Raw genomic sequence first — 25,147 nt, 5'->3', positions numbered from 1 at the left:
ACGCACCTTGTTAAAAGAGACCATTTTCATGTTTTATTACCAATACGCATTCACCGCTAATACATAAGCCATAAAGTGAGAGGTATTTTTCCCCGTAACCGGAAACCATACACCGCCAATAACACCGATATTGGAATTAAAATTATATTCCAGCGCTGGAGCTAGCCCATATTCAACATATTGTTGAGAGCCAATCGCTGCCAGGTCATTGTTTACAACATCTAAAATACCATTGAAGCGGCTTGCTTGTCCTTCAGAATAATAGCCTTCCATTACGGCAACCCAGTTTTGAGTCAGCGTATATTCAAAAGCCAGATCCACGTTATCTTCTTCACCAGGATTGATGTGGCCGCGTGTATTGGCTGTTCCGCCAAAGCTATTTATTCCCGTAACATTGACAGAGGATGAGTAGAGCCGAGAAACTACGAAGCGAGTACGCAAATAATGTGAATCATAGATTTCCTTTAGGTATTGAAAGTTTGCCGCAATGAGCGTTCTGTAGCTGCCTAATCCGGTGGCATCAGTACCTAAAAATGCTGGATTTAGCCTATCATAGGTTCCTGTAGGAAAAGTTTCCTGAACAAAAAAACGAATATCAGGGAGCCATTTTGATTTTTTTTGTTCGGCTAGTTGCAGCCCTACTCCTACCGAGCTATCTGTAACCCGGTTATAGTGTACTCCCCGTGTACTGTTAAAGGCATAGGGTACTGAAAGTTGTACATCAAGCCAGTCGGTAAATCCATGGGTCAGAAGAGGGTTTAAAAGCACGCTATTAAATAGAGGTGTTCTACGAAATTTTCCAGAACCGCTATAGATGCCATCGGTTTCTACATCAATACCGTACAATTCAAAGTTGGTATGGCCACGCGGTACGGTATGACCTGCTGGCGCCAGGATTGGACCTGTGAACCAGGGTCCAGCGTAAGTTATCTCGCTAAGGCCTGCGCAAAGAAAAAGAGCGAATATTTTTACATAATTTGACATAAGCATCCCTATAAATTTTTTATTTGGCGAATTGCGATAGCCTGATGAAAAGACTACATATTATCTTAGAAAAAACCGTTTAGCGAGTAGCGCCAATAGGCGTTTTTTAAGTAGTGAGTTAGCCTGGGAGTACTTGTTTCGAAGTATATCTATTGCAGGTCTACGGTTCTTTGTGTAGATTAGCCGATTTTTGTCGGTTGGGAAATAGATAATGAATGCAAAAGTCATTTTGCTTGCTGCAAAGCAAAGCACCGTATTACGTGGCCATCCCTGGATTTTCCCTAAAGCAATCGCACGTACTTCTGGCAAGCTTGTGACGGGTAATTTAGTTGATATATATAATGCCGATGAAGAATTAATTGGAGTTGGGGCTTATAATGAACACTCCTTATATCGAGTCAGAGTTTTAGCCTTAACGAATGAGAAAATTGATCGAAGTAGTTTTTATACCTTAATTACTCATCGCCTAAAACAAGCTCATTTAGTAAGACAATGCTTAACTTTACCAAATGAGCAAACAACTGCCTATCGTTTCTTTAATAGTGAAGCAGATGGTCTATCTGGCTTAACTATTGATCGGTTTAATCAGATTTGTGTGGTGGCGAGTTCAGCTTATTGGGTTGAAGCAAATAAGGACGTGATTAGCAAAGCCTTACAAGAGTTGTTTCCAAGTGATCAAATTATTTGGATGTCGCAAGCGAAACCTTTGGGGCAAGATGGTTGGAAGCAAGTAAATCCTCAAGTGGTTGAGCAGAGTGCCCAGGTGCTTGAAGCGGGGGTTATGTATCAAGTTGAGTTTGCTAATGCGCAAAAGACGGGTTTGTTTATTGACCAACGCGAAAATCATCAACGCATTGCCGAACTGGCTAAAGGAAAAAAGCTATTAGATTTATATAGTTACACTGGTGGTTTTGCGTTACACGCTGCTAAAGCCGGAGCGGTTAAAGTAACCGCGGTTGACAGTTCTGCTCAAGCCATAGCCCAGGGAGTTAATAATGCTGCGTTAAATGGTTTGACTGATATCGAATTTATTGAAGCCGATGCGCGAGATTATCTGATGAAAGCAGGGGAGTATGACATTGTTGTACTTGACCCACCAAAGCTGGTTCCATCTCAGCAACATGTTCAACGTGCAAAAAATTATTATCGATTTTTACACCGCGAAGTGTTTAAGCACATGAATTCTGGCTCTTTATTAATGACCTGTAATTGCTCCTCAGCACTTTCATCCCAAGAGTTTTGCTCTTTAGTAAGTGCTCAAGCAGGGGCAGTTGGTAAACAGGCACGTGTTTTAGGTGTTTATGGCCCAGCAAGTTGCCATCCTACCTTGGCGTCCTTTCCGGAAGGAAATTATTTAACGGCTGTGTTGCTAGCTGTAGTCTAAGAAAAGTTGTAGCCCGTATTATGCTGAGCTAATACGGGCGATTCCTGTCTCCGACCATTTATAAGAACCAGTAGTACTGTTAGGCTGATTAGCATCGTTGCGAGTGCAGCAACTCAGTACTGCGTTTTAATGAAGCCTACCCTAGACTATACGTCACTGCACTTGCAATGACTAAATTTTCATACGTTTATACACACTAGGTATGAACAGCCCTATCTCGGTTTTTTAAACACTCTAAAACATCATAAAAACTCAATTCACTGGCTTTTAAAAGAACCAACAAATGGAACATTAAGTCCGCACTTTCATTAATAAATTCCTCATTATTCTGATTCACGGCTGCTATCACGGTTTCAACTGCTTCTTCACCAACTTTTTGTGCGCAGCGGTCAATTCCCGAATCTAACAATTTGGCGGTATAGCTATTCTCATCTTGCGTGTCTGCGCGCTCATTAATGATGTCAATTAATTCACCCATAAAGCTTAGTGCACTGTTGCAGTCCGGTTGATAGCAGCTGTTAAAACCTAAATGACAGGCTGGACCTTTAGGTAGGACTAAGATTAACAGGCTGTCATTGTCGCAATCTGTGCTAATTTGTTGCACTGACATCGTATTACCAGAAGTTTCACCTTTACGCCATAAACGTTTGCGACTGCGGCTATATAGCGTAAGTTGGCCTGTAGTCACGGTAGCAATTAATGATTCCTCATTCATGTAACCGAGCATCAACACCGTACCAGTTTCCACATTTTGGATAATGGCAGGTAGTAAACCATTCATTTTTTGCCAATCTAAGGCACTAATTTCTAATTGATTCATAATCTTACCTTAATATTTTGTTGCTTTAATGCTGATTTAACTTCAGTAATGGTTTGTATTTTGTCATGAAAAATACTGGCAGCTAAAGCACCACTAACTCCTGATTGCATAAATACCTCAGTGAAATGTTCGAGAGTTCCTGCACCTCCTGATGCAATAAGAGGGACTTGGCATAAAGAACGCATTTCACGTAATTGCGCTGTATCATAACCAGTACGTACCCCATCGGATTGCATGCAATTCAATACAATTTCGCCTGCACCGCGCTCTTGAACTTCGCTTATCCATTCGCGGGTTTTGCGTTTCGAGTTTAACGTTTTGTTCTCATCGCCGGTGTATTGGTACACATAATAATCATCATTAATCCATTGACTATCAATACCAATAACAACGCATTGAGTACCAAAGTGGCGACTTAATTCATTAATTAAGTCAGGGTTTTCTAAAGCCGGACTGTTAATTGATATTTTATCTGCTCCGGCATTTAAAATTGATTTTGCCTGATTGCTCGAACGAATTCCACCGGCAACTGTAAATGGTATATTAATCGTTGCAGCAACCTGGTTAACCCATGCAGGGCAAACGGCCCGTTGCTCTGCACTGGCGGTGATGTCGTAAAACACTAATTCATCTGCTCCTGCCTCAGAATAGAAGGTGGCCAATTCCAAGATATCGCCAATAATGCGGTGATTACGAAATTTTACGCCTTTAACCACTTGGTTATCTCGCACATCAAGGCAGGGAATAATTCGTTTGGTTAACATAATTCATACTCCTTGAGGCTTTGGGCTAAATCAAGAGTCCCCTGATACAAGGATAATCCTAATATTGCTCCGGCGACACCTAATTTATCCAAAGCAGCGAGATCCTCTTGGTTACGAATTCCCCCAGATGCTTGCCAGGCGATATTCGGGAAACGTGTTACAGCTTCTTGATAGAGCTGAAAACTTGGGCCTTGCATCATGCCGTCACAGGCAATGTCAGTGCAGAGAATGTGTTCGATGCCTAGTGTTTGATAATAAGAGACGACATCCCACAAATTGTTGTTCGATGCTTCTTTCCAGCCATTGGTTGCAGGAATGGGTACTTCATTGGTAATGCGAACATCCAAAGCCAGAATAATATTTTCAGGACCAACTTTAGAACAAATTTCGGTAGTTAGATTGCGGTCTGTCAGGGCAATACTGCCAATCACTAGGTGAGAAATACCCGCAGCATAACAGGTCTTTGCTTGTTCTAAAGAACGAATTCCACCGCCAGCTTGCACGTTAATCCCTGTATTTTGCATGGAGCAAATTAAGGGGAGTTGCTGCATGCAGCCAGTCTGAGCCCCATCTAAATCGACAATGTGTAAATGTTTTGCCCCTAATTGAGCAAAATATGCGGCACGCTCAACTGGGGATACATCAAATGAGGTAACCTGATCAAATTTCCCTTGTTTGAGACGTACACAACGCCCATTTTGTAAGTCAATTGCTGGAATAAGAATCATATAGCCTCCAGTTCTAAAAAGTTTTTCAGTAAGAGCATTCCTGTTTGCGCTGATTTTTCAGGGTGAAACTGCATTCCCCAAACATTATCTTTGTTAACAATGGCAGTAAATGGCTCACTGTATTCACAGCCTGCTACCGCATATTCTTTAGTACTTAGAGCGTAACTGTGAACAAAATAAACATAGTCTTCTTCACTTAAGCCTCGTTGCAATGGGGAGTCTTGACACCATTGCAGTTGATTCCATCCCATATGCGGTACAGGAAAATCATTTTTTTGCGTTAAACGTTTTACTCTGCCAGGAATTAAACCCAAACAATCAACCTCTGCCTCTTCACTGGAATCCAATAATAATTGCATGCCCAGGCAAATGCCCAGCACTGGCTGGGTTAATGACTTGAGTACCTCGACCAAGCCATGGCTTTGTAAGGAATTCATACCATAGTCTGCCGTGCCAACCCCTGGAAGAATCACGTGGCTGGCATTACGGATTTGTTGGGCATCATGGGTTAATACATAATTAAATCCTAGTCTGTTTAAGGCATTTCCGAGAGAGGTCAGGTTATTGCCACTGATATCAATTACTGCGATCATAAAATCCCCTTGGTGGACGGGATGGCATTATTCGTTTTCGTGCACGCTTGCCGCAGCGCTCTTCCCAATGATTTAAAGCAGGCTTCAACCATGTGGTGGTGATTGGTGCCACTAACTTGCAGGTGCACGGTGGCTCCTAGGGCACAAGCAAGGGACTGAAAGAAGTGGGGCACCATTTCAGTTGCCATTCCGCCCACAAACTCTCGGGTAAATTCTGTTTTAAAATCACAAAAACCGCGCCCGCTAATATCGATGGCAATGGAGGCTAATGATTCGTCCATCGGCAGGGTGAAGCCGTAGCGGTTAATTCCCCATTTATCACCCAGAGCTTGTTTTAATGCTTCCCCTAAAGCAATTGCTGTATCCTCTATTAAGTGGTGATCATCGACTTCGACATCGCCCATCGCTTCTAAGCTCAGATTAAATCCGCCGTGTTTGGCGATTTGTTCCAACATGTGATTAAAAAAGGGGAGTGGTGTTGCAATTGCGCCTTTTTGATCTTCGTCTAAAATCACCTTTAAGCAGATCTCTGTTTCCTTGGTTTTTCTTTGTATCGTTGCAGAACGTCCCTGGTTTAAAATTGCTTGCGTAATTTGCGCCCAGCCATGTTCTTCAGAAACCGGTAAAAATTTAATACCTAAATTATCAGCTAATTCACGATCCGTATCACGATCTCCAATGACCCATGATGATGGTAGGTTAATCGCGGTTTCTTTCATAAATTGATCAAGCAAGCCGGTTCTTGGTTTACGACAGAGGCAATTGTCTTCCGGCATGTGCGGGCAAACCAAAATGCTGTCAAAAAATATCCCCTGAGACGAAAACAAATCCAAGGTAAATTCGTGGCAAATACTAAAGTCCTCTTCGGGAAAAGAGTCTGTGCCAATTCCATTTTGGTTACTTACCATGATGAAGCGAAATCCAGCTTCTTTTAATTGCAGCAGCGCTGGGATTACTCCTGCGGTTAATTTAATTTTATCTAATGAATCCACTTGGAAATCAAATGGTTCTTCAATTAAGGTACCGTCACGATCGATAAATAATATTTTTTGCATATGCTACAACCCCGAAAGTTTATTTTTAAACGAAGATAAAGCAGTCATTACGAGCAGATTTTGCTGTTCATCACCCACGGTAATCCGTAAGTGATTATGTAAAACTGAATTGGCAGCAAAGCCTCTAATGGTGATACCTTCTTGATTGAGCCAATTAACTAATTTCTTGGCATAAGCTGTTTTCACTAGAATGAAATTGGTTTCTGATGGGTAAACTTTTTCAATCAGCGGATTTGCAGCTAAATCTGCACTGAGTTTCAAACGCGCTTTTTTAATGCGCTCGATTGCCGTAGTAAACCAGGCATCATTGCCTAGTGCTTGTTGTGCTAAGCGTATCACCACGCTGGATAGGGGATAGGGCGCCATAATCTTGTTTAAGGCTTGAATGACTTGCGATTGCGCAATAACGATCCCCAGGCGCAAAGCCGCTAAACCATATGCCTTAGATAAGGTGCGCAATACAATCAAATTATCAAATTGCGAAACCAAAGAAGTTGCACTTTGACGATTAGCAAACTCGATGTAGGCCTCATCCACCACAATAGCCGAGCGATTTTTGTATTGCTGGCACAGATTGGTAATGAGTTCTAAATCAATGGCGTTTGCTGTCGGATTATTGGGACTGCACAGCATAATCATTTTGCAGTTTTCTTGCCAACAGCGGTTGATTTGCTCGAGGTCGAAGGCAAAATTATTAGCCGGATCTAAGGGGCATTGAATAATTTGTGCTTGCTGCAATTGCACATAAAACTCATACATAGAAAAAGTTGGGGGAAATTGCATGAATGCATCTTGCCTAGCCTTTAAAAATAAACGCACCAGTAGATCAATGCCATCATCAGAACCCCGAGTTAATACCAATTGATCTGGTTCTATTTGATAACGTTGGGCCAACTGTTCTTGCAGCTGTATTTTATATTCCGCTTCCGGATAAAAATTCAAATCAATAGAATCTGCATCGATTGCTGACCATGGCAATTCATTCGCGTGCAGTCTATTTTTTATTTGTTCGGAGCCGGCGATGTACGTCGGTATTTCCAATAGTTCAGGTCGTATTAAATTAATTATGGACATTTAAACCTCCAGAGAATTAAGTCTAATTTCTACTGCATTCGCGTGTGCGCTTAATCCTTCAATTTGTGCTAGCGTAATTGCTGCCGGTCCTAAATTTTTAATGCCTTCCTGGTCAATAGTTTGCACGCTAAAACGAGTTAAAAAATCTGCGGTGCCAAGGCCATTATGATTTCTAGCAAAACCATTTGTAGGTAATACGTGATTGGAACCAGTCACATAATCGCCTAAAGTTTCTGCTGCCCATGAACCTAGGAACACCGTGCCTGCTGTATTGATTTGTGCTACCCAAGTGTCTGCATCCTGGCGGTTAATAATTAAGTGTTCTGGTGCATAACTATTAATAATATTCAGTTGCTCATCACGTTGATTACATAAAATGATGAGGCTATTCGCTAATGATTCTTTAATAATTTGCGTACGAGTTAAGGTATTGAGTTGTACTTTTAATTGTTGATTCACCTGTTGGGCTAGAAATTCACTCTCACAAATTAAGATGACTTGCGAATCAATACCATGCTCCGCTTGGGCTAATAGATCTGCTGCAATAAACGCAGGATTTGCTTTGTCATCCGCAATAACCATTACCTCTGAAGGTCCTGCTGGCATGTCAATTGCCGCGCCCTCAGGATCACTGGCAACTAAGGTTTTTGCTTCAGTAACGTAACTGTTTCCTGGACCAAATAGCTTATCAACTTTGATAACCGTTTCTGTGCCATATGCCATGGCGGCAATCGCTTGAGCTCCACCTAAGGTATAGATGGTATTAATACCGCATAAACGGGCTGCGACTAATAAGTGCTCATTGATACCGCTGTTTGCATCCGGTGGGGTACAAAATACTTTAATTGGGCATCCTGCCACTAATGCAGGTATGGCTTGCATTAGTAAGGAAGAAACCAGAGGGGTTTGATTTCCGCCAGGAACATATAAGCCAACACGTTGAATCGGGCGGTAGACCGTTTGGATGTTTACTCCATTTGCTGTACTCATGCTTTGGCTTTCAGGTAAAAGAGATTGGTGGTGGCGGGTAATGGTTTCAATGGCGATATTTATTGCTGTTAAAGCGGATTGGCTTACCCGAGCATTTTGAATTTGCTCCGTGGGTATTTGCAGTCTCTTTAGCGCAATTCCATCGAATTTTTGGGTTAATTCAATCAGTGCCTTATCACCAAAGGTTTGTACTTGCTTAATGATGTCTAAAACCCCATTTTTCGCTGCAGCGGTTTGTGGGGGACGTGTCAAAATTAATTTTTTTTCTGCCTCGGAAAGCGATCGCCAATTTTTAATTGCTAACATCATTGCTACTCCAACATCTTTTCTATTGGTAAAACCAGAATGGAACTGGCACCTAATTCCTGGATGGTTTCCAGGGTGTTCCAAAAGACTCGTTCACTGGAAACGACATGCACCGCGACCTTATCCTGATGGCCGGGTAAGGGGAGAATTGTTGGTGATTCTGCTCCGGGTAGTTTTTCGGCGATGCGTTCCAATGCAGATTTAGGTGCATGAAAGACAATGTATTTTCGCTCTTGAGCTTGTTGCACTGATTGAATGCGACGGGCCAGCATGTCAAATAAATGTTGAAATTGGGGCGGGCAATCGAGCTCGCTTTGGATTAATACCGCTTGGCTTTGGAGTAGGGTATCTACTTCATAAAGTTTATTGTCTTCCAGAGTTTGTCCACTGGATACCAAATCACAAATGAGATCGGCCATGCCCATACGTGGTGCTACTTCAATGGAGCCTGATAAAACCAGAATTTCGGCACAAATTTTTCGTTCCTGTAAATACTGATTCAGAAGGTTGGGGTAGCTGGTGGCAATTCGTTTGCCATCTAAGTTGCCTGGGCCTTGATAATCAAAGGATTCGGGTACTGCAAGCGATAAGCGGCAGGTGCAACTTCCTAGTTTTGCAGTTGTTTTAAATGATTTGCCAGGATTAGCCAGTGAGGATTCAAATAAGACATTTTCCCCAACAATTCCGCCGTCACAAAGTCCATCAAAGACCAGCGTTGGAATGTCGTCATCGCGGACGAATAACAAATCAATAGGAAAATTATCTACATGGGTGAGTAAGGCGTTGGGCTTGATACGAAACTTTAAGCCACAACGTTGTAACAGATTCAGCGATTCTTCCGATAAGCGCCCCTTTTTTTGTAATGCTAAACGTAAACGATTTTTCACAGTAACTCCGATCGATTCGCGATTAATTCATAACCGCCTGTACCAAAACTTAAACAGCGTGCAACTCGAGTGATGGTTGTAACACTGACCCCGGTTTGTTCATGTATGGTGCGATAAGGGATACCTTGTCGCAGAAGGGGAACCACCTGCCAACGATCCGCCATTGCCTCTAACTCAGCAGGCGTGCAGAGATCGGTAAAAAATTGTAGGGCTTCCTCTTTATTATCCAGCAAGCTGAGTGCATGCATTAAATCAGGAAGAGCAGAATGTTTTACGGTAGTATGTGTTTTCATAATAATGTATTAGTGTGGTGTAACATTGTTGCAATGTTAGGGGGGAACCGATGGGTTGTCAATAGGAATGAAATCAAACAGTAGTCTGTATTAGACGAAGTCGTCATCCGTGATTTTGTAAGCAAATGTTTTTATTAGTCTTTAGTTTAGGCTGACAAACAACACCCCAATTACTGCGGCTTGCGTGGGGGATAAAAATTAAAAGTATTTAGCCTATGAATTAGAACTATTTAACAACCATAAACTTGTTGATACTCTTCTAATTTCTTCACTTGTTCCAACGCATTAGCTGTTTTTAAATAATCAATCAAATCAAATAGATTAATAATCGAGTAGACATTAATTCCCTGAGCTTTAATTTCAGAAAGGGTAGACTCGTGGGTTAGTCCGCGTTCACAACGATCGAGTGCGATGATTACTCCGGTGAGATTTCCACCATATTCTTTAATTAGTGTTTGTGACTCACGAAAAGCGGTTCCTGCGGTGATTACATCGTCAACAATAATGGTATTACCCATTAATGGTGCACCAATTAATTGACCTCCTTCACCATGCTCTTTAGCCTCTTTGCGATTAAAGGTCACTGTTGTTTCTTTGCCTAATTCAGATAAGGCAATGGCTGTTGCAGTTGCTAGAGGTAAGCCCTTATAAGCAGGACCAAACAAATGTTCGAATTCAGCTTTATGCTCTAATAAGGTTTGAGCATAAAACTCGCCAAGCTGGCGAAGTGCATTGCCTTGGTAGAATAATCCTGCATTAAAAAAGTACGGACTTTGTCTACCCGACTTTAAAGTAAACTCGCCAAATTTTAAAACTTGGCAATCAAGCGCTAATTTTATAAAAGATGATTTCGTATGATTCATAGTGGTTTTCCAATGGCACAAAAAGAGGTTAATTATATTGAATTTAATAAAAAAATCTTAACAATACCTAAAAAACTGTTATGCTAATCTAGCTGTACGAAATTCCGAGTACAGAGTAAATGTTTATTATAACGCAGTTCTCTTTAGTGAGTTAACTTTTTACCACTTGGGCTTGCGTGACAATAAGCATAAATAAGTAAAAAGTTTAAAGACAAAGGGGATACTAATGTCACAGAGAGAGACAGGCCATGTAAAATGGTTTAATGAAAAAAAGGGATTTGGATTTATTATTAATCAACAGGGTGATGACATTTTTGTACATTACAAAGATATACAAGGTGTGGGTTTCAAAACTTTGCACGAAAATGATCCTGTAACCTTTGTTCTTGATAAAGGGCCTAAAGGCTTAAAAGCACAAGACGTTGCATTAATTACTGAAGCAGAGTAAGTAAAAAACCGATTACATTATTAGCTATCGCCGAGTATTTTTTTCAGCATAGGCGGAGGTACGGATTTAATGTTGGGTTAGTTCTCCATTAGGGTCGTCCTTTCGCTTTTGCCTTTTTTATTTATAGCATGCTTATAATCAACGCGGTTGTTGGATCTGCTGTGTGTTGGGCGTTACTCTTGCCCCGAAATTCCGGACACCAACTTTATACGGCTAATTCAACTTCATCTGGTGTTTGATACCCCAGAGTTGAATGTAGTCGCTGACGATTATAAAACACTTCAATGTAATCGAATACAAGCAATTGAGTTTCTGCTCATCGAGCAGATAAAACCATGTTGTTTCAAAATCTCCTAATGGCCATAGTTAGAGCATCCTTAATTTTAGCATAGCGCCAGTCCAATATTTGACCATTTTTTAAACATTTAATCTCGCCTGACTGATGAGTTTGAGGCACAGTACCTTGGGTTCACTTTGTTACAATGGCGAGGAACGACGTGATGAAGCAATCCAGGGGTTGCGGTACGGAAAATCATTTACTTTCCCGTAAGACATGATTATTCTTGCCACTTTTTCTTGTAGAACAGAGGGATACCTTATGAGTGTAGGTGTTATTTACCTTTTTAAAGAACGGCGATTTTTGCCTTTTTTCTGTACTCAGTTTTTGGGGGCCTTTAATGATAATGCATTCAAATTAGCAATGCTTACCATGATTAGTTATTATTTAACGGATTCTCAGGCGCAATCAGAATATTACCAAGCCTTAGCTGGCGCTTTATTTATATTGCCATTCTTTTTACTCTCCGCAACTTCGGGACAAATTGCAGATAAATACGATAAAACCAAAGTCATTCGTATCGTTAAAATCTTTGAAATATTTTTAATGATTATTGGCAGCTTTTCGCTCTATTACGGCAATATTTTTTGGATGATGTTTACCTTAGCCGGAATGGGAACTCATTCAACATTTTTTGGGCCAATAAAATACGCTATTTTGCCTGATCATCTACCTAAAAAAGATTTGCTGGGAGCAACAGGGCTTGTTGATGCAAGTACCTTTATTGCGATTCTCTTAGGAACCACTCTAGGAAGTTTAGCTATAGGTATTAAAGATTCTACGCCTTATATCGCTATTTTTATGACTATTTTAGTTGCTCTGTTAGGGCTATTGTCTTCCTTGTTTATTCCTAGTGCTCCTGCAACCTCAGCAAATCTAAAGATTGACATTCAATTTTGGCGAGCAACATATCGATTGATAAAGCAGGCTACAGAGAATTTTGGTATTTTAGTAGCGACCTTAATTCTCTCTTGGTTTTGGCTTTTGGGAACGGTTTTATTAACCAAACTACCTGATTACACCAACTATGTCCTTGGTGCTAATAATACAGTTTTTGCTTTGTTTCTAGCTCTATTTTCTCTTGGAATTGCCACTGGTTCTGTGACCGTAAACTTCATTTTTCGCGGTCGAATTGCACTAACTTTAGTTCCTTGGGCAATGTTTGCTTTTACTTGTTTTACGGCGGATCTTTATTGGGCTTCATCCTCTATTCAGGAACATGAATCTTTATTAACATTCATGTCATTTTTCACCAATAAAACGCATTGGCGCATTGCCATTGATTTATTCCTATTGGCTTTTAGTGCTGGCTTATTTGTAGTGCCATTATATACCTATTTGCAAGTTGCCAGTGCACCAGAAAATAGAGCGCGCGTTATTGCTGCAAATAATATTTATAATGCACTATTTATGGTTTTAGGTTCATTAATGGTCATGTTGTTTTTGCATTTTAGTGCAGCTATTCCACTAATGTTTCTGGTTTTAAGTGGGTTGAATACGATTGCCGCCTGGCTTGCATGGCGCTTTTTAAAACGTGTCTCAATAATTGGTTTAGTGTAGCTCTAAAGTTAATGATTTTAGATCGGCCTAGCTTGGTTGCTGGCAACCAAGCTTTCCTTAAATGGCAGATAATCAGATTGCATTGAATAATAATCGAGAGAGAAAATAGAAAACGGGAGCACGCGGACAAGCCGCGTGACATAGGCATGGTGGATATTTTTAAATGTTCAACCAATCCCGATGCGGAAGAAAATCGCTATAAAGCTTAGCCTCTGGACTACCAGCTTCAGGTTGCCAGTTATACGCCCAGGAAACATCAGGGGGCAGCGACATCAAAATAGATTCTGTTCGACCACCAGATTGCAAGCCGAATAAAGTCCCGCGGTCATAAACTAAATTGAACTCTACATAACGTCCACGACGATAATTTTGGAAGTTTTTTTCTTGAATCCCAAAAGGGTGTTCTTTTCGACGAGATACAATAGGGGCGTAGGCTTTGATGTAGTGATCACCAATACTTTGCATTAAGGCAAAGCTATGGTCAAAGTTGACCTCATTGTAATCATCAAAGAATAAACCACCGATACCACGCGCTTCATTACGATGTTTAATAAAGAAATACTCATCACACCATTTTTTAAAGCGAGGATAAATGTCTTCACCAAAAGGCTGACAGGCATTTAATGCCGTTTGATGCCAATGCTGACAATCTTCTTCAAATCCATAATAAGGCGTTAGGTCAAACCCACCACCAAACCACCAAACAGGGGGAGAACCTTCTTTTTCTGCAATAAAAAAGCGAACATTCGCATGAGATGTAGGAATGTAAGGATTATCTGGATGAATCACCAGAGAGACGCCAAGTGCGCTAAATTTTCTACCGGCTAACTCAGGACGGTGCGCACTAGCCGAAGGCGGGAGCTGTTCTCCTGAAACATGTGAAAAATTAACTCCAGCTTTCGCAAAGACCTCACCTTGAGTCAAAACACGAGTGATACCACCGCCACCAGCAGGGCGTTTCCATGCATCTTCAACAAATCGTGACTGTCCGTCCAAATCCTCAATAATAGTACAAATATTGTTTTGTAATTGCAAAAGATATGCTTTTACCTGTTCTATAGCATCTACAGGAAGTTCATAAGTAATTGACATGGCGAGTACTCAAATTTATATTAGATCGACTATTGCTAGATGTTGCATGTAATCATCGAGGATCGTTGATTAGCTGCAATCAGCTATTTTCTCATTTATTTAGAATTGGCACAATGTTTGTGCTGAGGGATGTAACGTTACAAGGGAGTATGTATGTCACGAAATCTTGACTCTTATTTTGGCATTCACGCCAAAGCCTTAATTGGACGAGATCAGAGATCCTCATTGTTAGCCAATAACCTGGCAAATGCCAATACACCAAATTTCAAAGCTAAAGACGTTGATTTTAATAGTTTTTTAGCAGAGCAAATGGCCTCGGGCGCACAGCAAATGGCCGTTACTTCAGCGAATCATATTACTAAGAACGGTGATCTTGCAGCGAATACGAAGTTTCGTATTACGGCACAAACTGCCTTAGATGGAAATACGGTTGATAAAGATTTAGAAACCATGGAATTTGCTCATAACTCTCTGAATTATCAGGCAAGTTTGACTTTTCTTAATAATAAAATTAAAACTATGATGCTTGCATTGAAAGGAGAGTAGGGATGTCTATCGGTTCGATTTTTGATATTGCAGGTTCAGCGTTAACTGCTGAAACTGCACGTTTAACTAGCAGTACCTCAAACTTAAGTAATGCCAACATTGAGACCGGTGAGATTGATGATGTTTATCGAGTGCAATACCCTGTGTTCAAAGCAATACAAGAAGGTGCAAATCAATGGATTGGCGATCAGGTAAAAGCCGGTGTGCAACTCAAGGGAAATTATGTTAGCAACGCAGAGCCTATTAAGCATTATCAACCGGATAATCCAATAGCAGATAAGAATGGTTATGTTTATTCGCCTAATGTGAATTACGCAGAAGAAATGGCCAACGTTATTTCAGCTGCGAAGTCTTATCAAATGAATCTTCAATTAGTTAGTCAAGCAAAACAATTAATGCAACGTACTTTGCAATTAGGTGAGTAAGGGGAAAGGGAATGACAACAAATTCAATAAATGGAGTAAATGGCGCGGCACAGATGTCGGCAGGTCAAATGGCTCCCCAAAATTTGGGACAGCAGGATTTTTTGCGGTTAATGGTCGCTCAAATTCAAAACCAAGATCCCATGCAGCCGCAGGTAAATGGTGAATTTTTGTCACAACTCGCGCAATTCAGCACAAACGATGGCGTTAATAAAATGCAAGAGTCCATGCAGCAAATGGCAAACTCATTACAATCCAATCAAGCATTACAAGCTTCTGCATTAGTAGGGCGCAAAGTTTTAGTCAATAGTGATAGTCTTAAATTGGATAAAGAAGGTGATGTAAAAACGGCTATTGATATTCCACCAGGTGTTAGCGATATCAATGCATTTATTTATGGTGCATCTGGTGAGCTGATAAAAACAATTCCTTTAGGTCCTCAAGTACCAGGATTCTATCAATTTGCTTGGGATGGCATGGGCCAGGATGGAAGCCGCCTACCAGAGGGACAATATAAAGTAGCAGTACATGCTAAGTATATGGGGAAAGAGGTTGCATTTAGGACAATGACCTCTGCGAATGTAGATAGCGTGAGCCTTGGCCAAAATGGAGATGGTTTAAAACTGAATGTAGCTGGGGTCGGAGCAGTTTCATTAGACCAGGTAAAACAAATAACGGTATAAGGACGGAGACAAAAATGATTTTTGATACTGGTATAAGTGGACTGCATGCGGCATCAAGCCATTTGGATGTAATTGGTAATAATATTGCGAACTCTTCAACCGTTGGTTTTAAAGAGTCACGTGCCAATTTTGGTGATATTTACTCTTTTGGTGGCTATAACTCAGGAGGCAGCACCACCGTTGGTGGCGGTGTGATGTTGACTCAAGTTCAGCAGATGTTTACTAATGGAACCATAACTAATACCAATAACACTTTAGATCTTGCTATTAGCGGCAATGGCTTTTTTATTTTGAATGACCAAGGTAGCACCGTATATACACGTGCTGGACAGTTTGGCCTCGATAATCAGAATTATATTACTAATGCAACTGGCCAATTCCTTACTGGCTATCTGGCTGATGCTTCAGGAAATATCACTGGTGCTACAGGTAAAATCCAAGTGAACCAGGCAAATTTGAGTCCACAAGCAAGTAGTACAGTAACCGCAGGGCTTAATTTTAACTCGGGTAGCACACCACCTGCAGCTGATTGGGCTGGCGGGGCTGCACCAGTGAGTGATACTTATAACAATACAACCTCAATGACGATTTATGACAGCTTAGGTAATTCGCATGTATTGAGCATGTATTTCATCAAAGCAGATGCTTCAGCCACAGCTGGAAGCCCAGATGCTGCTTCACCTCCTGGAACTGAAAATCAATGGTATGTGGCTTTCCAGATTGATAATCAGGATGTTCCAGCAATTACGACACCAGGTAACAGCGCGAATCTTTATGCGGTTAATTTCAACTCTGACGGTACGTTTTCATTGGCACAAGACACCACTGGAACTCCATTAGCCAGTAATTTGATCCCCCTATCAATGACATTGACTAATGGCGCTAATCCACTGAATTTAAATGTTGATTTATCAAATTGCACTCAGTTTGGCAGTCCATTTGCTGTGCAGTCAGCAAACTCGAATGGATACACCACGGGTAATTTAGCAGGATTACAAGTCGCGGCTGATGGTACGGTTTCTGGAAGTTACTCCAATGGTCAAACTCTAGCTATGGGGCAAATACAATTAGCTAACTTTGCAGATCCTGAAGGCTTACAAAATATAGGAAATGTCTGTTGGTCTGCTACAGCTGCTTCAGGACAGCCATTAATTGGCGTTGGGACAACCGGTAGTTTTGGTGATATTCGCTCTGGTAGCTTAGAACAGTCGAATGTTGATTTAACGAATGAATTGGTAAGTTTGATTGGTGCCCAACGTGATTTCCAAGCGAATGCTCAAACAATTCGTACTGGTGATGCAATCACACAAACGATTATCAATATGCGTTAAGGGGCTGATTAATGGATCCTATTTTGTATAATGCTGCCAATGGTGGGCGCAGTAATTTCGCCCGTCAGGAAGTGATTGCAAATAATTTGGCAAATGTAGGCACTACTGGTTTTAGAGCCGATATGTACCAAGCTCAAACACTCTATGTGCAAGGCGCCAATGGCAGCAATAATTACGGCCAATCTTTTACTGTCCAAAATCCTTCTGCTGCTGATTTTACTCCAGGGCCTCTTGTTGTAACAGGAAGAAACCTGGACGTAGCGGTTAATGGCAAAGGTTGGTTTGCAGTGCGTGGCAGTGATGGAAAAGAAGCCTATACCAAAGCTGGAAGCCTCAATATTGATGCAAATGGTTTCTTAGTTACTGCATCCGGTAAGCAAGTCATTGGAAATGGTGGTCCGATTTCTATTCCTCCTGCAACCAATATTGATGTTGGTACTGATGGTACAATAACGATTGTACCAACAGGAAATGGTCCTCAATCTGCGACCACGGTGGATAGGATTAAAATGGTTTCTTTAGATCCTGCCGGCATCTCTAAAGGCCCAGATGGTTTATTCCAATTAAAAAACGGAGGGGTTGCTCCTGCGGACAATACGCTTAAGTTGACCAGTGGTACGCTTGAAGGCTCTAACGTTCAGGCTGTAGAACAAATGGTTGCAATGATTAATGCTGGACGAGATTTTGAAACTCAAATGAACTTGTTATCAACTATGGGGGAAAATGCTCAAAGGCTAACCCAAATATTAGGCGATTAAATAAGTTTTAATTTTGAGTAGTGTGGATTATTTTTGAATAAATGTAGGAGATTTACATGCAACCAGCATTATGGGTGAGCAAATCGGGCTTGGAAGCTCAAGAAAAAACTATTGGTACAATTGCAAATAACTTGGCTAACGTAAACACTACTGGTTTTAAGCGTGACCGGCCTCAATTTGAAGATTTACTCTATCAAACCTCTAGCCAGGCCGGAGCCCAATCATCAGAAAATTCCATCGTACCAACGGGTATTAATACCGGAACAGGGGTTCATTTGGTTTCTACCCAAAAAATGTTTCAACAAGGAAGCATTCAGAATACTAATAACGCCTATGATATTGCGATTCAGGGGCAAGGTTTCTTTACTATTTTGATGCCAGATGGTACACAGGCTTACACCCGTAATGGTGCATTTACAATTGATAGTACAGGGCAGATTGTTGATAGCCATGGTTATTTATTGCAGCCAGCAATTACGTTACCTGCGCAGACATTGGGGGTTACGATTAGTCAGGATGGAGTAGTTAGCGCTACTGTAGCGGGATCTACAACACCAACTAATCTCGGTACCATTCAGCTTACTAATTTTATGAATCCAGCCGGACTTCAGCCATTAGGTCAAAATTTATTCGTTGAAACGCCCTCAAGTGGAAACCCCATACTTGATAATCCTGGAAATAATGGTTTAGGTACTTTATTGCAGAATAATTTGGAAGCATCGAACGTGAACGTTGTTGAAGAACTGGTCAATATGATTCAAGCTCAACGTAGCTATGAAATTACTGCGAAAGGAATGCAAACCGTAGACAACATGTTGCAATATTTAAATCAAACTGTTTAGAAGATTGGAATGATGAAATTACTTAATTTTTTAACAGTTGGTTGTATGGCACTTTTTTTAGGCGGATGTGAGGCTTTAAATCCGCCTGCCGCTGGAAAAAGCCCTGATTATGCACCTACTTATCCTGCATCGCCTGATCCCAAACAGTTGAGAAGGCAAACAGGAGCTATTTATGATCCTGAAACCGCCTTACCTCTATTCGAGACCAATCGGGCGCGGCATGAAGGGGACATATTGACGGTGCTTTTAATTGAAAATACGAATGCAACCAAGAATGCGACACTCCAGCAAATGAAAAATGATACCAATAAGGTAACCAATAAAGTATTTCTGGGACGTCCTATTTCTCTTGGAAGCGGTTACAGCATGGATTTCGATTTAAATAATCAACGCCAGTTTAACGGTTCAGCACAAGCGGTGCAAAATAATAAGTTGGCTGGTAATGTTTCAGTAACTGTAGCTAAAGTTTTATCCAATGGTAATTTGGTTGTTCAAGGAGAAAAGTGGGTTAAAATCAACCAGGGTGAGGAATATGTTCGCCTGTCTGGTATTGTGCGGCCACAAGATATTAAAGGCGATAATACGATTACCTCAGATCGCGTTGCAAACGCACGAATCGCTTATGGTGGGACAGGACAGGTTAATAATACGAATGTTCAAGGGTGGCTGGCTCGAATTATGTGGGGACCCTTATTCCCAACCTAATTGTGTTATTTAGGGTTGGGCTTGCGGGCTCAACCTGATAAAGCTTATTTGCTTGTGTGGCGTTGGAATTTGGATATTAATAATAATGAAAGGAACAGTAATGCGGCGAGTGCTGATGGTTACATGCCTGTTTGTACTAAACTTGCTGTTGAATCAGGTTTATGCAGAACGAATCAAAGATTTGGCAACGCTGGCTGGGGTGCGTACTAACCAATTAATTGGCTATGGCTTGGTCGTTGGTTTAAATGGTACGGGTGATAAAAATGGCACACGTTATACCGAAGATAGCTTTGCAAACATGCTCACGCAGTTGGGTGTAAATATTAGAGCAGGTACCAAACTTAATTCGAAAAATATGGCAGCGGTTATGGTAACAGCCAGCTTGTCATCGTTTATGAAAAAAGGACAAACTTTGGATGTTAATATTTCCTCAATAGGAGATTCTAAAAGTCTGTTAGGTGGTACTTTATTAATGACTCCGCTAAAAGGAGCTGATGGCCGTATTTATGCAATCTCTCAGGGAAATGTTATCGTTTCAGGTATTAGTGCCTCAGGAAGTGATGGTTCCAGTGTTACGGTCAATGTTCCAAGTGGAGGACGCATTCCTAATGGTGCGACAATAGAAGCTGATATTCCTAATCCATTTTATTTTACCAAAAACCTTACTTATAACTTACATAGTCCCGATTTTTCTACGGCTAAAAATATGTCGGATGCAATTAATCAGCAATTAGGCCCAGGAACTGCTAAGGCATTGGATGCGACCTCTGTAGTGGTGACTTCACCGGTCAAAATGTCGCAACGGGTTGATTATGTCTCGGTGATAGAAAACATAGAATTTAAGCCTGCTGAGCCGATGGCTAAAATTATTATTAATTCGCGTACAGGTACAGTGGTTATTTCATCAAATGTTATTGTTAAATCAGCAGCGGTATCTCATGGTAATCTCGTGTTAAGTGTTACTGAAACACCAGTAATTAGCCAGCCGAATGCATTTGCAGGTGGTAGAACTGTGGTTAGACAACAATCTCAGGTAAATATTGCCCAGAAAAATAATCATGCATTTGTGTTACCCAGAGGTACAACTCTTAAAGATATTGTTAGGGGTATTAATGCAGTAGGGGCCACACCGGCGGATGTTATTGCTATATTGGAAGCCTTACAGCAGGCTGGAGCATTGAATGCAACCTTGATCGTGATATAAGATAGGTGATATGTAATTCGGTCGTTGAGAAAGTTAACATCTAATCAGATGTTAGGGCGAATTAACTGTATATGCTGATGTAGAGATAGCAAAGAATCAAAATGCATCAAAGCAAGTGGTTGCTCTTTTTTTGAGCTAGAATTTAGGTTAATTGAAAAGGATAGTTAATATGTTAAATGGCATAGCAACCAGTGATTTCTCAGCCTTGGCTGATTTAAAAGCGAAGGCAGTTACTGATGCCAAAGGAGCTGCACCTGAAGTGGCCAAACAATTTGAAGGTGTTTTCATACAATCCATGCTAAAAAGCATGCGTATGGGACAACATTTTCTTGATGATTCCAGTCCATTTAGAGGCAAAAATCGAGAAACCTTTGAAGACATGTTGGATGCTCAGTATGCTAGTAATATTGCTGGATCAAAAGGTATTGGCGTTGCTGCGATGCTTACTCGACACTTAGGAGCGGTAAACAACGTACAAACTCCAGCTCCGAATGCGATCCCAACGGCGATGCCAGTAGCATCTTCTGCTATGCAGTATATAACTCCGAAACAATCGGCAAGCAGCGATGCAAATAAACCAGCAACTACAGTGGATGATTTCGTGCAATCCATTTGGCCTAAGGCTAAGGAAGCAGCCTCCCTTATCGGCTTGGATCCCAGGATTTTAATGGCACAGGCGGCGTTAGAAACTGGATGGGGTAAATTTATTACCAAAGATGCTGAAGGTAATAGCAGCAATAACTTATTTAATATCAAATCCGGTGCTAATAGTGATTATGATTCGGTTAATGTTAAAACAACGGAATACATTGCCGATACTCCTATTAAGGTGAATGCATCGTTTAGGAAATATTCTTCAATAGAGCAGGGTTTTGAGGATTATATTTCATTGATTAAACGAGATGGACGTTATCAAGATGCTTTAGCGAGTGCGGCTAACCCCGAAAGTTATCTGCGTGAGTTACATAAAGCAGGTTATGCAACGGATCCAGAGTACAGTACAAAAATTTTATCTATTTATCGCGGAGATGAATTAAATCAGGCAATCCAACGTTGCGATTTATCAGCCCAAGTATAATAATAACACTATGATAATATTAGATTTATTGTGGTAAGCTAATAAAAAACTAGGGACGGTTTGCGTTTCGCTAGCTTGAGGAAAACAGCCCCAAGTTTAATGGTAACGAAATAATAGGTCAGGGAGTGAACAGTTATGTCGATTTTGAGTATCGCGTATTCGGGCTTAAACGCCTTCCAATATGCGTTGGATGTAACCGCTAATAATATAGCAAATCAGAGAACACCCGGTTATTCCAAACAAAGTATATTGTTAACGGATGCGCTGTCGGAGCGTTATGGTGGCGTTTATGTAGGTACAGGGGTTTCTATTACCTCTATTTACCGTAATGCCGATCAATTTGCCAATACTCAAATGAGAGCCGCTTTAAGCACTCGTAGTCAATATGAGGCTTTTTATAACCAAGCAAGTCAGATTGATCAGTTAATCTCTCAAAATGGCAGTAGTATTTCTTCTGCAATGCAATCATTTTTCGATGCATTTAATCAGTTAAACAATGCGCCTGACAGTGCTGCTTCACGTGGTGTTGCTTTAAGTCAAAGTCAATTACTGGTGCAACAATTTAATTTCTTGCAATCCAATTTGGATCAAATTCAAGAAAATACTACCACCCAAATATCCATGATCGCCAACCGAATTAATCAAATAGGCGCTGATTTGGTTGCTTTTAATGAAGAAATCATGGGGAATCCTACCTCACCTGAGCTTTTAGATCAGCGTGATCAATTACTTAAAGAATTGGCTGAATTCTCTGATTTAACGGTCATTGTCCAAGATAATGGTACAGTAAACGTTGGAATTGGCAGTGGAGAAATGTTAGTTGTTGGTCCAAACCAAAGAACTTTATCAGTACAGTTTGATCCTTTAAATACATTAGGTACCCGAGTTTTATTAGGTAGCGGGGCAGGCCAGTTAGATATTTCTGCTGAGTTAACCACTGGAACCTTAGGTGGTCTAATGAGTTATGAAAGCAATATCATTGCGCAAACCAGCCAGACAGTAGGGCTGATGGCGATTGGTTTGGCGCAAACATTCAATGCTCAAAACAAATTAGGCATGGATCTTTATAACCAAGTTGGACAAAATTATTTTACTGACTATAACACCAGTGCTGCGCAGTTGAAGCGCTCTATTTCTTCTACAGATAATGCAGGTACTGGCGTGTTGTCTGTGGCTATTTCTGATCTTTCACAAATGAAATTGAGTGATTATCAGTTAGTTGTTAATGATACCGGAGCCAATGAAGTACGTATTATTCGCCAGTCTGATGGCACAAGCATGACGCTCAATTGGTCAAGTAATCCACCAGCTCCTCCAGCAGGGCAAATTGAAATTGATGGAATGACCATTACCGTCGATGACATAAGCAAATTAGTCAATAATGACTCTTATTCATTAATCCCTACACGTGGTGCTGCACGTGATTTAGAGCTTTTAGTTAGTGATCCTAATTTAATGGCTTTGGCGGCTCCTGTTAGAACATCCGCGGCTACAGGCAATACTGGCGTTGGGAACATTGCTTTAGGTACTGTATTCAATACTTCTGGAGTATCGGACCAATACGCGATTAATTTTACTTCGCCTACTGAGTTTAATGTGGTTGATGTAACCACTGGTACTACGGTTTCAGGTCCTTTACCCTTTACTCCAAACATGGACAATGTGGTACAAATTCCTGACGCAACAAATCCATCGTATTCAGTTGTTCTATCTGGAATGCCTAATGCCGGAGATAGTTTTACTGCTGAATATAACCAAGGTGGTTTTGGTGATAATACGAATGGTTTGTTACTCGCAGGCCTTCAACAAGCACAATTATTTGATGGTGGCAATGAGTCACTTTTTGATTGTTATTCTGACTTGCTTTCTAGCGTTGGAAGTCAAACTCGCCAAGCAAAAACGCGTTATGACGCTTTTGATGTGTTGTATAAACAAGCGGTTTATTTTCAAGAAAGTAAAAGCGGGGTGAACTTAGACGAAGAAGCCGCAAATTTATTGAGGCTTGAGCAGGCTTATGCAGCTGCAGGAAAATTAGTTGAAGTTTCTAATCAAATGATGCAAGTGCTGTTTGAGATGATGAGGTGATAAATGCGTATTTCAACAAATCAGGTGTACCAGACTGGATTAAGTAGTTTATTAACTCAGCAAATGCGTGTAACAAAATTGCAAGAAATGCTTGCAACGGGGGTTAAGGTACAATACGCCTCTGATGATCCTATTTCATATGCGCAAATTCAGTGGTTGAATCAGCGTGTGAGTACGACAGAGTTATTACAAACGAATTGCATAAATGCTCAAAATGCATTGGGTTTAGAAGAATCGCTGTTAACGAATAGTGTTAGTAGCTTGCAACGTTTACGTGATATTCAAGTCTTGGCTGGAAACGGCACGTTATCTGATATCCAACGTAAAGCTTATGCTGTTGAAGTTAACGACATATTGACGCAACTGCAATCGTTTGGAAATACCAAAGATAATAATGGCAATTATCTTTTTGCTGGTGGCCAAACTTCTACGGAGCCATTTTCTTTAAATGCGGCAGGAGAGTATGTTTATAATGGCGATAGTACTACTCGTTATCAAGTTATTTCAGGTAGTTTACAGATCGCAATTAATGATCCAGGTAATGGGATCTTCATGAATATACCAGGCGGAAATGGTAGTTTTACTGTGAGCCAAACCGCAACACCTAATACAGGTACTGCTTCGACAAGTACTGGTTCTGTAACCGATGAAGCTGCGTATATTCCTGACAATTATACGATTAACTTTGTACAAAACTCTGCGGGTGAGTTAGTGGTCATGGTAAATGGGGCTACAAGTGGTAATGTGCTTCCCCCATCAGGCTCACCAGATGATGCACCTTTATATCAAGCAGGAATGTCAGTTAGTTTCAATGGCATGACACTAGAAGTGTCTGGTATGCCAAACCCTGGCGATGCCTTTGCTATTAATCCGGCAACGAATACGTCTATTTTTGCGACCATTCAATCCATGGTTAACAATTTAAGTTTGCCTTATTCTACCGCGACAGAAAAGGCTTCTGCAGTCACTGTGAATAATCAAATATTAGCTCAAATAGATAGTGCGTTGACGAATTTTACTAATATGCTTGCAAGTGTTGGTTCTCGAATGAATCAGGTTTCTAGCTCATCCGATTCGAATCAGGATTTGATTGATATGAGTAAGGAAATTTTAAAGACCTTAACGGATATTAATCCTGTTGATGTCGCAACGGAGTTCAATCAAGAGCTAGTAAATTTACAAGCTGCACAGGAAAGTTTTGTGCGTCTGCAAAATTTATCGCTATTTAATTACATTTAATTCCAGATAGACGGTTGATGCTTCAGCAAAGGGCAGAACGTCATCTCGAAGTGAGGAATCTCCTGAATGAAGGCAC

At 40.8% G+C, this 25,147-nt stretch carries 25 protein-coding genes and 2 pseudogenes; 14 read left to right on the top strand and 13 right to left on the bottom strand.

The annotated features are described in order from the left end of the window. Positions 1-36: 36 nt before the first annotated feature. Entirely contained in the window at positions 37-984 is a 948-nt protein-coding gene (locus tag ACQY7T_RS11240) for a hypothetical protein (protein WP_428413441.1), read from the bottom strand. A 211-nt stretch (positions 985-1,195) separates the two neighbouring features. Between ACQY7T_RS11240 and ACQY7T_RS11235 the strand changes: the two genes are divergently transcribed. Next, positions 1,196-2,368 (top strand): class I SAM-dependent rRNA methyltransferase, encoded by a 1,173-nt coding sequence (locus ACQY7T_RS11235; RefSeq protein ID WP_428413439.1) that lies wholly within the window; start codon positions 1,196-1,198, stop codon positions 2,366-2,368. 196 nt (positions 2,369-2,564) lie between these two features. On the opposite strand, the gene hisIE is transcribed toward ACQY7T_RS11235, so the two are convergent. From hisIE to pyrE, 10 genes and pseudogenes are all read right to left on the bottom strand, one after another. Next, on the bottom strand, positions 2,565-3,188 hold the full coding sequence (hisIE, locus tag ACQY7T_RS11230) for a bifunctional phosphoribosyl-AMP cyclohydrolase/phosphoribosyl-ATP diphosphatase HisIE (RefSeq protein WP_428413437.1): 624 nt from the start codon (positions 3,186-3,188) through the stop codon (positions 2,565-2,567). Beyond that, a complete protein-coding gene (hisF, locus tag ACQY7T_RS11225; RefSeq protein WP_428413435.1) occupies positions 3,185-3,952 on the bottom strand; it encodes an imidazole glycerol phosphate synthase subunit HisF in 768 nt (255 codons plus the stop codon). The genes hisIE and hisF overlap by 4 nt, the downstream gene beginning before the upstream one ends. Then, positions 3,946-4,680, bottom strand: coding sequence for a 1-(5-phosphoribosyl)-5-[(5-phosphoribosylamino)methylideneamino] imidazole-4-carboxamide isomerase (locus ACQY7T_RS11220; protein ID WP_428413433.1), 735 nt, complete (start codon positions 4,678-4,680; stop codon positions 3,946-3,948). Before ACQY7T_RS11220 ends, hisF begins: the two co-directional genes overlap by 7 nt. Beyond that, the gene (hisH, locus tag ACQY7T_RS11215; protein ID WP_428413431.1) at positions 4,677-5,273 is read right to left on the bottom strand and encodes an imidazole glycerol phosphate synthase subunit HisH; all 597 of its coding nucleotides are present in this window, start codon (positions 5,271-5,273) and stop codon (positions 4,677-4,679) included. The genes ACQY7T_RS11220 and hisH overlap by 4 nt, the downstream gene beginning before the upstream one ends. Next, positions 5,270-6,328, bottom strand: a complete 1,059-nt coding sequence (gene hisB, locus ACQY7T_RS11210) for a bifunctional histidinol-phosphatase/imidazoleglycerol-phosphate dehydratase HisB (RefSeq protein WP_428413429.1) — start codon at positions 6,326-6,328, stop codon at positions 5,270-5,272. Before hisB ends, hisH begins: the two co-directional genes overlap by 4 nt. Continuing rightward, positions 6,300-7,402, bottom strand: a pseudogene (gene hisC / locus ACQY7T_RS11205) (histidinol-phosphate transaminase). The gene hisB and the pseudogene hisC overlap by 29 nt, the downstream one beginning before the upstream one ends. Further along, the gene (gene hisD, locus ACQY7T_RS11200) at positions 7,403-8,698 is read right to left on the bottom strand and encodes a histidinol dehydrogenase (RefSeq protein ID WP_428413465.1); all 1,296 of its coding nucleotides are present in this window, start codon (positions 8,696-8,698) and stop codon (positions 7,403-7,405) included. Between the two features lie 5 nt (positions 8,699-8,703). After that, positions 8,704-9,585, bottom strand: coding sequence for an ATP phosphoribosyltransferase (hisG, locus tag ACQY7T_RS11195; protein ID WP_428413427.1), 882 nt, complete (start codon positions 9,583-9,585; stop codon positions 8,704-8,706). Beyond that, positions 9,582-9,878: a YerC/YecD family TrpR-related protein gene (locus tag ACQY7T_RS11190; RefSeq protein ID WP_428413425.1), complete on the bottom strand. Its 297-nt coding sequence runs from the start codon at positions 9,876-9,878 to the stop codon at positions 9,582-9,584. The genes hisG and ACQY7T_RS11190 overlap by 4 nt, the downstream gene beginning before the upstream one ends. 230 nt (positions 9,879-10,108) lie before the next feature. Then, positions 10,109-10,741, bottom strand: coding sequence for an orotate phosphoribosyltransferase (pyrE, locus tag ACQY7T_RS11185; RefSeq protein WP_428413423.1), 633 nt, complete (start codon positions 10,739-10,741; stop codon positions 10,109-10,111). A gap of 226 nt (positions 10,742-10,967) precedes the next feature. On the opposite strand from pyrE, the gene ACQY7T_RS11180 reads away from it, so the two are divergent. Further along, positions 10,968-11,189 (top strand): cold-shock protein, encoded by a 222-nt coding sequence (locus ACQY7T_RS11180; protein ID WP_058535461.1) that lies wholly within the window; start codon positions 10,968-10,970, stop codon positions 11,187-11,189. Positions 11,190-11,394: 205 nt separating this feature from the next. On the opposite strand, the pseudogene ACQY7T_RS11175 reads toward ACQY7T_RS11180, so the two are convergent. After that, positions 11,395-11,502: pseudogene (locus ACQY7T_RS11175) on the bottom strand (IS3 family transposase); the annotation flags it as partial. 285 nt (positions 11,503-11,787) lie between these two features. Here ACQY7T_RS11175 and ACQY7T_RS11170 point away from each other — a divergent pair. Further along, entirely contained in the window at positions 11,788-13,086 is a 1,299-nt protein-coding gene (locus tag ACQY7T_RS11170) for an MFS transporter (protein WP_428413421.1), read from the top strand. A gap of 159 nt (positions 13,087-13,245) precedes the next feature. On the opposite strand, the gene hemF is transcribed toward ACQY7T_RS11170, so the two are convergent. Next, complete coding sequence (hemF, locus tag ACQY7T_RS11165) at positions 13,246-14,178, bottom strand: oxygen-dependent coproporphyrinogen oxidase (RefSeq protein ID WP_428413419.1); 933 nt, start codon at positions 14,176-14,178, stop codon at positions 13,246-13,248. A gap of 153 nt (positions 14,179-14,331) precedes the next feature. Here hemF and flgB point away from each other — a divergent pair, with 153 nt between their 5' ends. The 11 genes from flgB to flgL all read left to right on the top strand — a co-directional run bounded on the left by flgB (position 14,332) and on the right by flgL (position 25,071). Further along, positions 14,332-14,724 carry a flagellar basal body rod protein FlgB gene (flgB, locus tag ACQY7T_RS11160; protein ID WP_428413417.1) on the top strand — a complete coding sequence of 131 codons (393 nt, stop codon included), beginning with the start codon at positions 14,332-14,334 and terminating at the stop codon, positions 14,722-14,724. Positions 14,725-14,726: 2 nt separating this feature from the next. Further along, positions 14,727-15,149 (top strand): flagellar basal body rod protein FlgC, encoded by a 423-nt coding sequence (gene flgC, locus ACQY7T_RS11155; RefSeq protein ID WP_428413415.1) that lies wholly within the window; start codon positions 14,727-14,729, stop codon positions 15,147-15,149. A gap of 11 nt (positions 15,150-15,160) precedes the next feature. Next, positions 15,161-15,829 (top strand): flagellar hook assembly protein FlgD, encoded by a 669-nt coding sequence (locus ACQY7T_RS11150; RefSeq protein WP_428413413.1) that lies wholly within the window; start codon positions 15,161-15,163, stop codon positions 15,827-15,829. A gap of 14 nt (positions 15,830-15,843) precedes the next feature. Next, positions 15,844-17,160, top strand: coding sequence for a flagellar hook protein FlgE (flgE, locus tag ACQY7T_RS11145; RefSeq protein ID WP_428413411.1), 1,317 nt, complete (start codon positions 15,844-15,846; stop codon positions 17,158-17,160). Positions 17,161-17,171: 11 nt separating this feature from the next. Further along, complete coding sequence (flgF, locus tag ACQY7T_RS11140; RefSeq protein WP_428413409.1) at positions 17,172-17,918, top strand: flagellar basal-body rod protein FlgF; 747 nt, start codon at positions 17,172-17,174, stop codon at positions 17,916-17,918. A 56-nt stretch (positions 17,919-17,974) separates the two neighbouring features. Further along, complete coding sequence (gene flgG / locus ACQY7T_RS11135; protein ID WP_133135527.1) at positions 17,975-18,760, top strand: flagellar basal-body rod protein FlgG; 786 nt, start codon at positions 17,975-17,977, stop codon at positions 18,758-18,760. Positions 18,761-18,772: 12 nt separating this feature from the next. Further along, positions 18,773-19,465, top strand: coding sequence for a flagellar basal body L-ring protein FlgH (locus ACQY7T_RS11130; RefSeq protein ID WP_428413463.1), 693 nt, complete (start codon positions 18,773-18,775; stop codon positions 19,463-19,465). A 100-nt stretch (positions 19,466-19,565) separates the two neighbouring features. Further along, positions 19,566-20,669, top strand: a complete 1,104-nt coding sequence (locus ACQY7T_RS11125) for a flagellar basal body P-ring protein FlgI (protein ID WP_428413461.1) — start codon at positions 19,566-19,568, stop codon at positions 20,667-20,669. 169 nt (positions 20,670-20,838) lie between these two features. Then, positions 20,839-21,747: a flagellar assembly peptidoglycan hydrolase FlgJ gene (flgJ, locus tag ACQY7T_RS11120; protein WP_428413407.1), complete on the top strand. Its 909-nt coding sequence runs from the start codon at positions 20,839-20,841 to the stop codon at positions 21,745-21,747. A 135-nt stretch (positions 21,748-21,882) separates the two neighbouring features. Next, entirely contained in the window at positions 21,883-23,832 is a 1,950-nt protein-coding gene (flgK, locus tag ACQY7T_RS11115; RefSeq protein WP_428413405.1) for a flagellar hook-associated protein FlgK, read from the top strand. 3 nt (positions 23,833-23,835) lie between these two features. After that, the gene (gene flgL / locus ACQY7T_RS11110; protein ID WP_428413403.1) at positions 23,836-25,071 is read left to right on the top strand and encodes a flagellar hook-associated protein FlgL; all 1,236 of its coding nucleotides are present in this window, start codon (positions 23,836-23,838) and stop codon (positions 25,069-25,071) included. The last annotated feature ends 76 nt before the right edge of the window (positions 25,072-25,147 follow it).

Source organism: Legionella sp., assembly GCF_965140895.1.
In the GTDB taxonomy this organism is placed as follows: Bacteria; Pseudomonadota; Gammaproteobacteria; order Legionellales; family Legionellaceae; genus Legionella.
The sequence above is the reverse complement of the archived record's forward strand: the minus strand, read 5'-3'. Positions and strand labels throughout refer to the sequence as shown.

Excerpts from the sequence above, each read along its gene's own strand:
- ACQY7T_RS11125 (WP_428413461.1), top strand. The coding sequence starts at position 19,566 with ATGCGGCGAGTGCTGATGGTTACATGCCTGTTTGTACTAAACTTGCTG.
- flgE (WP_428413411.1), top strand. The coding sequence starts at position 15,844 with ATGATTTTTGATACTGGTATAAGTGGACTGCATGCGGCATCAAGCCAT.
- flgG (WP_133135527.1), top strand. The coding sequence starts at position 17,975 with ATGCAACCAGCATTATGGGTGAGCAAATCGGGCTTGGAAGCTCAAGAA.
- flgC (WP_428413415.1), top strand. The coding sequence starts at position 14,727 with ATGTCTATCGGTTCGATTTTTGATATTGCAGGTTCAGCGTTAACTGCT.
- hisB (WP_428413429.1), bottom strand. The coding sequence starts at position 6,328 with ATGCAAAAAATATTATTTATCGATCGTGACGGTACCTTAATTGAAGAA.
- ACQY7T_RS11170 (WP_428413421.1), top strand. The coding sequence starts at position 11,788 with ATGAGTGTAGGTGTTATTTACCTTTTTAAAGAACGGCGATTTTTGCCT.
- pyrE (WP_428413423.1), bottom strand. The coding sequence starts at position 10,741 with ATGAATCATACGAAATCATCTTTTATAAAATTAGCGCTTGATTGCCAA.
- ACQY7T_RS11130 (WP_428413463.1), top strand. The coding sequence starts at position 18,773 with ATGAAATTACTTAATTTTTTAACAGTTGGTTGTATGGCACTTTTTTTA.
- hisD (WP_428413465.1), bottom strand. The coding sequence starts at position 8,698 with ATGTTAGCAATTAAAAATTGGCGATCGCTTTCCGAGGCAGAAAAAAAA.
- hisH (WP_428413431.1), bottom strand. The coding sequence starts at position 5,273 with ATGATCGCAGTAATTGATATCAGTGGCAATAACCTGACCTCTCTCGGA.
- ACQY7T_RS11240 (WP_428413441.1), bottom strand. The coding sequence starts at position 984 with ATGTCAAATTATGTAAAAATATTCGCTCTTTTTCTTTGCGCAGGCCTT.
- ACQY7T_RS11190 (WP_428413425.1), bottom strand. The coding sequence starts at position 9,878 with ATGAAAACACATACTACCGTAAAACATTCTGCTCTTCCTGATTTAATG.
- flgL (WP_428413403.1), top strand. The coding sequence starts at position 23,836 with ATGCGTATTTCAACAAATCAGGTGTACCAGACTGGATTAAGTAGTTTA.
- ACQY7T_RS11150 (WP_428413413.1), top strand. The coding sequence starts at position 15,161 with ATGACAACAAATTCAATAAATGGAGTAAATGGCGCGGCACAGATGTCG.
- ACQY7T_RS11220 (WP_428413433.1), bottom strand. The coding sequence starts at position 4,680 with ATGATTCTTATTCCAGCAATTGACTTACAAAATGGGCGTTGTGTACGT.
- flgJ (WP_428413407.1), top strand. The coding sequence starts at position 20,839 with ATGTTAAATGGCATAGCAACCAGTGATTTCTCAGCCTTGGCTGATTTA.
- hisIE (WP_428413437.1), bottom strand. The coding sequence starts at position 3,188 with ATGAATCAATTAGAAATTAGTGCCTTAGATTGGCAAAAAATGAATGGT.
- hisF (WP_428413435.1), bottom strand. The coding sequence starts at position 3,952 with ATGTTAACCAAACGAATTATTCCCTGCCTTGATGTGCGAGATAACCAA.
- flgF (WP_428413409.1), top strand. The coding sequence starts at position 17,172 with ATGGATCCTATTTTGTATAATGCTGCCAATGGTGGGCGCAGTAATTTC.
- hemF (WP_428413419.1), bottom strand. The coding sequence starts at position 14,178 with ATGTCAATTACTTATGAACTTCCTGTAGATGCTATAGAACAGGTAAAA.
- flgK (WP_428413405.1), top strand. The coding sequence starts at position 21,883 with ATGTCGATTTTGAGTATCGCGTATTCGGGCTTAAACGCCTTCCAATAT.
- ACQY7T_RS11180 (WP_058535461.1), top strand. The coding sequence starts at position 10,968 with ATGTCACAGAGAGAGACAGGCCATGTAAAATGGTTTAATGAAAAAAAG.
- ACQY7T_RS11235 (WP_428413439.1), top strand. The coding sequence starts at position 1,196 with ATGAATGCAAAAGTCATTTTGCTTGCTGCAAAGCAAAGCACCGTATTA.
- flgB (WP_428413417.1), top strand. The coding sequence starts at position 14,332 with ATGTCACGAAATCTTGACTCTTATTTTGGCATTCACGCCAAAGCCTTA.